This is a genomic window from Pseudoflavonifractor sp. 524-17, from assembly GCF_009935845.1.
In the GTDB taxonomy this organism is placed as follows: domain Bacteria; phylum Bacillota; class Clostridia; order Oscillospirales; family Oscillospiraceae; genus Pseudoflavonifractor_A.
Window position 1 is genome coordinate 1 of the sequence record NZ_QWEK01000077.1, and the last position, 11,097, is coordinate 11,097.

The 11,097-nt window shown below is 54.8% G+C and carries 9 protein-coding genes; 6 read left to right on the plus strand and 3 right to left on the minus strand.

The genetic code is table 11. The features are described from left to right. Positions 1–119 precede the first annotated feature (119 nt). The gene (locus D1159_RS17720; protein ID WP_347563724.1) at positions 120–3,830 is read left to right on the plus strand and encodes a DEAD/DEAH box helicase family protein; all 3,711 of its coding nucleotides are present in this window, start codon (positions 120–122) and stop codon (positions 3,828–3,830) included. 538 nt (positions 3,831–4,368) lie between these two features. Here the strand turns inward: D1159_RS17720 and D1159_RS17725 are convergent. From D1159_RS17725 to D1159_RS17735, 3 genes are all read right to left on the minus strand, one after another. Further along, the gene (locus D1159_RS17725) at positions 4,369–4,626 is read right to left on the minus strand and encodes a hypothetical protein (RefSeq protein ID WP_161846939.1); all 258 of its coding nucleotides are present in this window, start codon (positions 4,624–4,626) and stop codon (positions 4,369–4,371) included. Positions 4,627–4,818: 192 nt separating this feature from the next. Continuing rightward, positions 4,819–5,247 carry a hypothetical protein gene (locus D1159_RS17730; RefSeq protein ID WP_161846940.1) on the minus strand — a complete coding sequence of 143 codons (429 nt, stop codon included), beginning with the start codon at positions 5,245–5,247 and terminating at the stop codon, positions 4,819–4,821. A gap of 34 nt (positions 5,248–5,281) precedes the next feature. Then, positions 5,282–5,905: a YcxB family protein gene (locus D1159_RS17735; protein ID WP_161846941.1), complete on the minus strand. Its 624-nt coding sequence runs from the start codon at positions 5,903–5,905 to the stop codon at positions 5,282–5,284. 196 nt (positions 5,906–6,101) lie between these two features. Between D1159_RS17735 and D1159_RS17740 the strand changes: the two genes are divergently transcribed. From D1159_RS17740 to D1159_RS17760, 5 genes are all read left to right on the plus strand, one after another. Continuing rightward, positions 6,102–7,082 carry an AAA family ATPase gene (locus D1159_RS17740; RefSeq protein ID WP_161846942.1) on the plus strand — a complete coding sequence of 327 codons (981 nt, stop codon included), beginning with the start codon at positions 6,102–6,104 and terminating at the stop codon, positions 7,080–7,082. Positions 7,083–7,408: 326 nt separating this feature from the next. After that, complete coding sequence (gene mobV, locus D1159_RS17745) at positions 7,409–8,392, plus strand: MobV family relaxase (RefSeq protein ID WP_161846943.1); 984 nt, start codon at positions 7,409–7,411, stop codon at positions 8,390–8,392. Continuing rightward, positions 8,389–9,228: a ParB/RepB/Spo0J family partition protein gene (locus tag D1159_RS17750; RefSeq protein WP_161846944.1), complete on the plus strand. Its 840-nt coding sequence runs from the start codon at positions 8,389–8,391 to the stop codon at positions 9,226–9,228. The genes mobV and D1159_RS17750 overlap by 4 nt, the downstream gene beginning before the upstream one ends. Before the next feature lie 5 nt (positions 9,229–9,233). Continuing rightward, on the plus strand, positions 9,234–9,401 hold the full coding sequence (locus tag D1159_RS17755; protein WP_161846945.1) for a DUF4452 domain-containing protein: 168 nt from the start codon (positions 9,234–9,236) through the stop codon (positions 9,399–9,401). 39 nt (positions 9,402–9,440) lie between these two features. Beyond that, positions 9,441–11,060, plus strand: a complete 1,620-nt coding sequence (locus tag D1159_RS17760; RefSeq protein WP_161846946.1) for a recombinase family protein — start codon at positions 9,441–9,443, stop codon at positions 11,058–11,060. The last annotated feature ends 37 nt before the right edge of the window (positions 11,061–11,097 follow it).

Below are 11,097 nucleotides of genomic sequence, written 5' to 3' on the forward strand. Positions count from 1 at the left end.
GAAGCGGGGGAAAATCCGCTCTGACTGCCATCCTCTCATGAGGACGGTAAAAGCGGCGGATTACCTATCGCTATACCTCTCCCGCCGTCGTCAAGGCTATTTATCAAGCGGTAGAGAATATGGAGTTCCGGCCGGGGACCGTGCTGGAGCCGTCCATGGGCATCGGCAACTTCTTCGGCCTTTTGCCGGAGTCCATGGCGGGGGCGAAGCTCCACGGCGTGGAGCTGGATCCTCTCACCGGGCGGATAGCCAAGCAGCTCTACCAGAATGCGGACATCACCATAGACGGCTTTGAGAACACCGGCTACCCAGACAACTACTTTGACCTGGCCGTGGGCAACGTCCCCTTTGGAAGCTACGGCGTCCACGACCGCCGGTATGACCGTCAGAACCTGTACATTCACGACTATTTCATCACGAAAACGCTGGACAAGGTGCGCCCCGGCGGCATCGTGGCCTTTGTCACCACCAAGGGGACGCTGGACAAGAAAAACAGCAGTGTTCGGGCGGCCCTGGCCCGGAAGGCCGATTTGCTGGGGGCCATTCGCCTGCCCAACAGCGCGTTTAAGGCCAACGCTGGTACCGAAGTTACCACGGACATCCTCTTTTTCCAGAAGCGTGACCGCGCCCCGGAGAAGCTGCCGGAGTGGGTGGAAACCGGACGGACGGAGGACGGCGTACCCCTGAACCGCTATTTTCTGCAAAACCCGGAGATGGTGCTGGGCAAAATGTCGTTTTGGAAGAATATGTACGGCAATGAGACGGAGACGGCCTGCCTGCCCATTGAGGGGGCCGACCTGTCCCAGCAGCTTGCCGGGGCCATCCAGCACATTGCGCCGCCCAACCGGGAACTGCTGGAAGTCCAGCCGGGGCAGGAGAACGGCAAAGAGATCGAATCCATCCCCGCCGACCCCGCTGTGCGCAATTTCAGCTTTGTCCTATCTGGCGGAAAGCTGTACTTCCGGGAAAATTCCCGCATGAACCGGGTTGAGCTGGGCAGGGCCCCTATGGAGCGCGTCAAGGGCATGATCGCCATCCGGGACAGCGCCCGGGCGCTCATTGACTTGCAGCTGCGTGGAGCGAACGACGAGGAAATCCACGCCGAACAGGCCAATCTGAACCGGCTCTATGACCAGTTTACAAAAAAATACGGTCTGCTGAACAGCGCCGGAAACCGGCTGGCTTTCCGAAAAGATTCCTCCTATCCGCTGCTGTGCTCGTTGGAGGTGTTGGACGGCAAGGGCGCTCTGGTCCGCAAGGCGGATATGTTTTCCAAGCGGACCATTCAGCACCACCGGAGCGTCACCAGCACGGACACAGCGGCGGAGGCCCTGGCCGTCTCCATCAGTGAAAGAGCCGGCGTGGATTTGGACTATATGGCCTCCCTTATGGGCGGCAGGGATAAAATCCCCCAGATTGTGGCGGATTTGCGGGGCGTCATCTTCAAGGACCCCAGCACCGGCCCCTTTGACCTGGAGGCGGGCGGCCCAAACTGGGACAAGGGCTGGCAGACGGCGGACGAATACCTCTCCGGCGATGTGCGGAGGAAGCTCACCGCCGCCCGCGCCGCCGCTGAGACATACCCAGAGTTCTCCGTCAACGTGGAAAAGCTGGAGCAGGTACAGCCCAAGGATCTGACCGCCGCCGAGATTGACGTTCACATCGGCGCGCCCTGGGTGAAGCCGGAGTATTATAGACAGTTTCTCTTTGAGCTGCTGAAAACCCCCTGGCATCTTCAGAAGGGTAAGGTGGACGTGCTCTATTCGGATGCCTCCGGCGAGTGGAACGTCAAGGGCAAGAGCGAGGACAAACGGGACAATCCGCTCATTTGGTCCACCTACGGCGCAAAATACCGCAGCGCCTACGCGCTGTTTGAGGACGCACTGAATCTGCGGGACACGCAGATATACAAGACGGTTTCTGTAAATGGCGAAGAAAAGCGCGTGGTGGACCAGAAAAGAACCATGATCGCTCAGCAGAAGAAGGAGGCGATTGGAGAGGCGTTCCGGAACTGGATTTTCAAGGACCCGGAGCGCCGGGCCGACCTCTGCGCCACCTATAACCGCCTGTTCAACGCCATCCGGCCCCGCACGTACAGCGGGGAGCACATCAGCTTCACCGGCATGAACCCGGAGTACAGTCTGGAGCCCCACCAGCGCAATGCCGTGGCCCGGATGCTGTACGGCGGGAATACCCTGCTGGCTCACTGTGTGGGGGCTGGGAAGACCTTTACGATGATTGCCGCCTGTATGGAGGGCAAGCGTCTGGGACTGTGCCAAAAATCCCTTTTCGTCGTACCCAACCACCTGACGGAGCAGTGGGGCGGCGATTTTCTGAAGCTATACCCCGGCGCAAAGGTACTGGTGGCCACCAGGGAGGACTTTACCCCCGCCAAACGCAAGCAGTTCTGCGCCAGAATCGCCACCGGAGACTACGACGCCATTGTGATGGGACACACGCAGTTTGAGAAAATCCCCCTCTCCCCGGAGCGGCAGAAACGGGTCATTCAAGAGCAGATTGACGAAATTCTAATCGCCATTCAGGAGGCCAAGCTGGAACAGGCCGAACGGTGGAGCATCAAGCAGATGGAGAATACCAAGCTCAAGCTGGATGCAAAACTGAAAAAGCTGAATGACAAGAAACGGGATGATACTGTCACCTTTGAGGAACTGGGTGTGGACCGCCTCTTTGTGGATGAGGCACATTATCACAAAAACCTCTACATGCACACAAAAATGCGGAATGTAGCCGGTATCAGCCAAATTGATGCACAGAAATCCAGTGATATGTTTGGAAAATGCCGCTACCTGGATGAGATTACCGAGGGGCATGGTATCGTGTTTGCCACGGGTACGCCTATCTCCAACAGTATGGTAGAGTTGTATACCATGATGCGGTATCTGCAATTTGAGATGCTAAAAGAGCGGGGATTAAGTCATTTTGATTCCTGGGCGGCCTCCTTTGGCGAGAAGGTAACGGCGGTGGAGCTGAAGCCAGAGGGCACGGGTTTTCGGGCCAAAACCCGGTTCGCCCGGTTTTACAACCTGCCGGAGCTCATGAGCCTCTGGAAAGAGGCGGCGGACATCCAGACGGCGGATATGCTCCGCCTCCCCGTCCCGGAGGCGGAGTACTTCACCATCTCCACCGAGCCCAGCGAGGCACAAAAGGCTATGGTCCAGGAATTGGCTGTCCGTGCAGAGGAGGTCCGAAAGGGAACGGTACAGCCTAACGTGGATAATATGCTGAAAATCACCTCGGATGGACGCAAGCTGGCGCTGGACCAGCGGCTTGCCAACCCCCTCCTGCCAGACGACCCCGGCAGCAAGGTCAACGCCTGTGTGGAAAATGTGTTTCATATCTGGCAGGAGAGCGCCGGAACGCGGAGCACACAGCTCATTTTCTCCGATTTGTCTACGCCCAAGGGCAAATCGGAGAAAACATCCCAAACGGGGAAGGAGGACGGCAGCGATCAGGAGCCCGAGGACGAAGCGGACGAGGAAACTGTCCGGCTGGAGACCAGCGTGTATGTGGACATCCGGGACAAGCTCATCGCCAGGGGCGTCCCCTCAGAGGAGATCGCCTTTATCCACCAGGCCAATACCGAGGCACAGAAGGACGAGCTCTTTGGGAAGGTCCGGGAGGGCAAGGTGCGGATTCTGCTGGGCAGTACCCAGAAAATGGGTGCTGGGACCAACGTGCAGACAAAATTGATTGCCTCCCATGATCTCGACTGCCCATGGCGGCCCGCCGATGATGGACGGACTTTGCGGACACATATCAAAGCGGAGACACCTGTCAGGGTGTCTCCGCTTTTGCAAGGAAGGATGTAAGAAGTTACTTTGTGTCGTTGGGGTGTCTTGAATCAATATCTGTTTCCGTCCGCAAAAATGCCAGCTAAAATTTTGTGAAAACTCACGGGAAAATAAAAGTTCCGTTTTGGGCCTTAAAAGTTGTAGTAGGACGTTGAGGGATATTCCCTCAATGCTCCTTGACAACTGGACACGCATTCGTCAAGTACATCAGTTCCGATGTGCGAAAGCATGAGCCACAGCAGCAGGGTACGCCATGACCCCCGCCCTACCGGGCCGAGCGAGAATACCCCCTGTAAGTGCCGGTTTGCCCCCGGCATGGCGATGACAGTCGGAATGACAATGGTACTCCCGCCCAGCCACAGCTTCACACAATGGAGGCGGCTCTGTCAGAACGGCAGTTGGGGTGAAACTCCCGTGAGGTGGTGCGGCACACCGCCGCTTGACGACTTCCCTTTGCGGGCCGGGGTGTCGGGGACAAATGGGCTTGCAGATACATAGTCATACTCCCGATTTTAGCAAGGATTTTGCTGTGTTCATCTCCCCGATAAATCGGAAGTTACACGCCATAACGAATCAAAAACCCAAACACAATAATCACCAGCACACTGCCAATACGAATACCTTTCGTCAACTCGTCATGACTACGCCAATCTGCGGATTTAGGCCATACAGGGTTTACAAAAAAGAGCAATCCAATGATAATCCACATAATGTTGTGGAGTATACCCATCTTAAAAATTTGAGCGGACACAAAACCGCACGCCACGATAGCCAAAGAAATATAGCATTGTGACTTAAAAGATAATCGCTTCATAAAAGTGTCACTTCCTTACAAATTCTCATTTGCCCGTTAGTTTTACCATCGCCATTATACCAGCACCCGCCAAATTTCAACATACTTTTGGCGGCAGCCGGGGTGTCGGGGACAAATAGGCTTGTGGGTACATAGTTTTTTAGGTTCTACGTGTGCCTGCCTGTTTCATATCCCTCAATAAATGGTGGTTTACTATTCCTCTATGCTGATACTGAAGCAATCATCATATTGCTCCATGATTTTTGAAAAGAAAGCAGTATCATCTTCAGATGCCTCGTCTATATACATTTCTGTGCCATAATGGGCGCTACTAAACTTCCGCTGTCCGTTTTTGGAATTGATTGTAAAATATTTGGTCATTTTATTATATACGCTTCTATCTACTGATTCATCCGCTGATAACTCCGCAAGTAATTTCGTTGTAACAGTTCCCTTGATTGAAACTTCATGCTTTTCGCTTACAGGTTTTCCGTACAAGGATGCCTGCTGAATTTCCGCAGTTTCTTCCTTCCAACAACGAATTTCTAATTCATCGCCGACTTTGACAAAATGCTGAACAAGTTTTCTCCACCAGTCCGATGAAACAGTATTATCTATCATTTGCACTTGGATTTGGCTCATCAAAACACTTCCTTCAAGGCTAAACCCGTAGCATTTACACAATTGATTGCGGGACATTTCTTGAAATGAAATTGCGGAAATCAGTTATGTCATTAGATGTCAGGTCTTTCTTTTGTAGTACGGTAATGCGAGTATCATGAACGAAAAGGAACAAATCCTCAGTCTCTATCATAGATTCAAAGTCACTGTATGGGATGTGCTGGGGTTCTCTATCATCTGCTCGTATCTCCATCCCTGATTCAGAAAAAGACACCATGATAGACTGTTTTGCAGAAATGGTATCTTTACCCATCAGCAACAGTCTCGCAGACTTATCAAAGGGATTTTTCTTGTCTTTTCTACCGATGTATAAGTAAACAATGCCAATAACTATGGCAAAAGCACCTACAAGCAAAGGGACAAGTAGTTCCTGCGGTTTCATAAGCCCAGGAACAAAGAGAAATACCCCCAGCACCAAACAGATAATGCTCATTATCTTTGAGCGGAGACTGCTCCGTCGCTTTCCTTTTGACACAGCATTGAGCTTATCAATGTTTTCCCATAGACCTGGGTAACGCTCTCTTGAAACAAACTCGGTTCTTTTCTCAAGTGCTTTACTTACTTGCGGTAAAAGGCTTTCTATATCATATGGCGTAATCTGAAAATTGTAGTTTTCCATTGCGTTCCTCCATAAATTCGGGGCGCCAAACTATTCTATCAACGTCATTATACCAGCATCCACCAAAAAATTCAACATACTTTTGGCCGCAAAGGAAGGATGTAAGAAGTCACATTATACCGTTGCGTACATAGGGCCGGGGAAACTCCCAGCCCTATTTTTATGCCATAATCAAGCTAACGAGAGGAGCAGTCACATGGCAGAAATTGAAATCACAAAGGCCAGCGAGGTCAAGGTACGGAAGATTGAATGGCTGTGGTATCCCTACATCCCCTTCGGCAAGATAACCGTGGTGCAGGGGGACGCCGGGGACGGCAAAAGCACCTTTGTCCTCAACCTCGCCGCCATGCTCAGCCGGGGCCAGCCCATGCCCTTTACGGACGGCACGGGCCACCCCCCAATCAACATCATTTACCAATCCAGCGAGGACGATGCCGATGATACCATCGTCCCCCGGTTCATCAGCGCCGGGGGCGACCCGGAGCGTCTGCTGTTCATCAGCGAGAGGGAGCGGTATCTCTCTTTTTCCGATGAACGGCTGACACAGGCCGTCAGGCAGACCGGCGCAAGGCTCGTTGTCCTCGACCCTCTCTCCGCCTACATCGGGGAGGAAACAGGTATCAACGCCGCCAACGAGGTGCGGCGGCAGTTCCGCCCCCTCATTGAGATCGCCAGGGAACAGCGGTGCGCCATCCTCATCGTCCACCACATGAACAAAGCTATCGGGCAAAAGGCCATCAACCGGGCCGTCGGCTCCGTGGACATTGTGGGCGCTGCCCGGAGCGTCCTGCTGGTGGCCCGGACAGACCGTGAACACCCGGACGAGCGTATCATGGCCCAGGTGAAATGCAACGTGGGGCCTACCGGCAGCGCCATCGTCTTTTCAGTAGGTGGCGCTGTCCAGTGGCTTGAGGAAACCGCCAGGACAGCGGATGAAGTGCTGGGCAACGTGTTCGCCAACCTGGGCAGACCTGACACCCAAATGCGGCAGGCCAAAGAGGTAATAAGTCAGCTTCTCTCGGACGGGCCGAAGCCCCAGCGGGAAATTATGGAGAAACTGAGGACGGCGGGTGTTGGGGAGAGTACGGCGAAAAAGGCCAAGCAGCTCATGGGCGTCCGCTCCATCAAGGCGGGGGCTGTATGGCTTTGGTCGCTACCTGACGAGGACGGTCTATGACGCCACCCAAAAGGGAGTCCAGAGGGAAGCCCTCTGGCCCACCACCTTGCTTGCAAGGTGTAGTGGGTTACACAACACTTGCGCCTGCGGCGGCGGTTGTGGCGCGAGCCGGGGCGAGCGCCACAACCACCACCAGATACCGTTATGCTTTGTGAGCGGAGAGCGAACAAAGCATGGCGGTATCTTTTTGCGGGCGCAAATGTTGTGTACCTGACCCCGCCCGGTCTTGAACACATTCGTTCCAAACACAGACGGAGGGATGGGAGATACCGCCCGCTTCTACGGGACAATGTGACTTCTTACATCCTTCCTCAAAGGAGGTCGCTATGGCGAATTACGCAATCATGCGGATCGAAAAACGAAAGCTGCCCTCGGTGGGGCGTATCAACAAGCACCATGAACGGCTGAAAGAAGAATACAAGAGCAATCCCGACATCGACCGGGAGCGCACCGGCCTGAACTACCACATCATAGCGCCGTCCCTCCCCTACCGGGACGCTGTGCTGGCCCGCATTGAGCAGGCCGGGGCACGGCGGCGCAAGGACAGCGTTGTGCTTCAGGACTGCTTTGTGGGCGGCACTCCTGACTGGCTGAAAGCAAAGAGCCAGGAGGAACAGCGGGTGTATTTCAGCCACGCCTACCAATTCTTTGAACAGAATTTCGGAAAAGAGAATATCATATCCGCCGTGGTGCATATGGACGAGGTTACTCCCCACATGCACCTTTGCTTTGTCCCCATCACCGCCAAGGGCCGCTTGTCCTCCAAGGACATTATCGGCGGGCCGCAAGGCCTTGTGAAATGGCAGGACAGGTTTTACGAGCATATGCACCAGCGTTACCCCGACCTGTCCCGTGGCTTGCCCAAAAAGCTGACCCATCGTAAGCACGTCCCGCCCTATATGTTCAAGCTGACAGCGGAGCTATACAAGCATTATGACGAGATTTGTCAGGCCATCAACAGTATCGGCGTTCTGAACAGCGGCAGGAAAAAGGAGGAAGCCATCGCCCTCCTCGGCAGGTACGCCCCGGAAATGACCCAGCTAAAGGCCCAGGTCGCCAGCACAGACAAGCAGATCGCCGACCTGGAACGGGAGCTTGCCTATGTGACGGAGGGCAGGGCCACGGCATGGCGGGCCAATCAGGATTACAAACAGGAGTTGGAGGAAGCTAACTACAAGCTGTATCAACTGAACCGGGAGCAAAAACGGCTGGCGGAAATCATCTCCCGGATTCCCCCGGAACTGCTGGCGCAGTTGACGAAAAGTGAGCGGGAAGCCCGAAAAATTCAGGAAAGAGGGAATGATAGATGAATATTCAGGAAATCAAGGTATCGGAGTGCATGGCTTTTCAGAACAACCCCTTTCAGGTCAGGGACGACGAGGGGATGGAGCTGCTTGTCCAGAGTATCAAGGAGTTTGGCGTCATGACACCCGTTGTGGTGCGCCCGGTCAAGGAAAGCGGCTATGAGATCGTCAGCGGGCACCGCAGGATACACGCTTGCAAGAGGGCGGGGATTGAGGAAATCCCCGCCCTTGTCCATGATATGGAGCGTGACAGCGCCGTGATCTTCATGGTGGATTCCAATATCCAACGGGAGGGGCTGTTACCGTCTGAAAAGGCGTTTGCCTACAAGATGAAAGTGGAAGCCCTGCGGCACCAGGGAAAAAGGTCTGTCCAACCTGGACAGAAGTCGTCACGGGGCGCTGTGGCGCAGAATGCCGGCGAGAGCGAAACACAGGTGCAGCGGTATATCCGCCTGACCAAACTGGAAAAGCCCCTCCTGGCCCTGGTAGACGAGGGCAGGATCGCCTTTACCCCCGCCGTGGAGCTGTCCTATCTGACCCAGCGGGAACAGCGGGATTTGCTGGAAACCATTGAAAGTGAGGACGCCACCCCCTCCTTGTCCCAGGCCATCCGTATGCGAAAGCTAAGCGAAACGGGCCAGCTTGATATGGATGGTATCTTCCACATCATGTCGGAGGTCAAGGGCAATCAGAAGGAGTACATCAAGCTGTCCAGCGACAAGGTTGGCAAGTACCTGAACAAGCTGCGTACTCCCCAGCAGAAAGAGGACTTCATCCTGAAAGCCCTGGCCTTTTACGCCCGCCACCTGGAGCGCCAGCGTTCCAGCCGGGACGGGAGGTGAGCGGCATGGCGAAGCAGACCGCTCCAAAGCGGCAGAAGCCCCGCCTTGTTGTTCAGCGGGTATTCATTGGGGAAAAGAGCATGGAAGATGTTCTTTTCCCCGTTATTTATGAGGATTTGCGGCGGCAGCTTGAACGCCGCCGCACCTTGGACAAGGAGGGTGAGAGCGGATAAACTGTCCGTAAAGTCTGTTCAACACAAGGAGGTATCACGATGGGAACGAAAAAAGACAGCACCATTTACGATGTGGCGATTTATTGCAGATTGTCACGGGAGGACGTGAAAGAGGACGGTTCCGGCGATGAAAGCGCCAGCATTGGGACGCAAAAGGCCATCCTCACCGAGTATGTACGTCAACGGGGCTGGCACCTTGTCCAGACCTATGTAGACGATGGGTATTCTGGAACGAATTTTCAAAGGCCCGGTTTTCAGAGCATGATTCAGGACATTGAAGCCAAGCGTATCAACTGTGTCATCACCAAAGACCTGTCCCGGCTGGGCCGCAACTATCTGGACTGCGGGCTGTATCTGGAAGTGTTCTTCCCGGAGCATGGGGTGCGGTATATCTCTGTCAATGATGGGGTGGACACGCTGAACAAGAGTGCTATGGACATTACCCCGTTTCGGAACATCCTGAACGAAATGTACGCCGCCGATGTGTCCATGAAGGTGAAATCGGCCCTCCGTGCCAGGTTCAACAGCGGTCTGTATGTGTCCACCTCTCCCCCCTACGGCTACCTGAAAGACCCCGCCGACCACAACCACCTGATTATTGACGAGAAAGCGGCTCCGGTGGTGAAGCTGATTTTTCAAATGGCGCTGGACGGGGCTGGGATCGCCAAGATACGCAACCACCTCAACGCCAGCCATATCCTCCGCCCCGCCGCCTACGCCGCTGCAGAGCGGGGTGAGAGCGGCTATGAGCGGCACTTTGAGGGCAAGGAGGATAACCGCTACCAGTGGAGCAACAACAGCGTCAGGGCCATTCTACGCAGCCCTGTGTACGCCGGAAATCTTGTAGGGTATAAGCGGGTGGCGGTGAGCATGAAAAGCAAGAAACGCCCCTCCAGGCTCCCGGAGGAATGGGAGGTGATACCCAACACCCACGAGGGCATTGTCACCCAGGCGCAGTTTGATACCGTCCAGCGGCTGATGACCAGCAGGCGGCGGGACAAGGGCGGGAGCGGCTTTGACAACATCTTTTCCGGGATACTGAAATGCGCCGACTGCGGCTACGCTATGCGGGCCATGAGCGTCAACCGGCGCAAGCGGCCCGATCCGATAGACTGTGTGCAGTATGTGTGCAACAACTACGGCACCAACGGCACCGAGGGCTGTTCAGCCCACACCATCGAAGCCAGGGACTTGTTTGACGCTGTGCTGGCCGATATTCGCCATTACGCAAAGTTGGCGGTGGAGGGGGATGAAAAGCGGGTGCGCCAGCTTCAGGAGCGGCTGTCCTCCATCGGGGCCACCGAGCAAAAGGCTTTGGAACGGGAAAAGCGCAAGCTGGACAAGCGGCTGGGCGAGTTGGACAAGCTCTTTTCAGCCCTGTATGAAGATAAGGTCATGGAGCGTATTACCCAGCGCAATTATGACATGGTTTCCCGGAAATACGAAGCGGAACAGGCCCAGCTTTCGGCCCGGATTGAGGAAATCAACGTTTCACTGGCTGAAAAGGAAACCGCCGACAACGGGGTAAAGGACTTCTTTTCCCTGATTGCCGGGTACGCCGACACCGCCGAGCTGTCCGCCGCTATGGTCAACGCCCTGATTGAGAAAATCACTGTCGGGGAAGTGCGCCCAGATAGGGCATTGTGTGAAGTAGCGTAAGGTACTACCCCGTAAGATAACACGGGAAACAATCTGC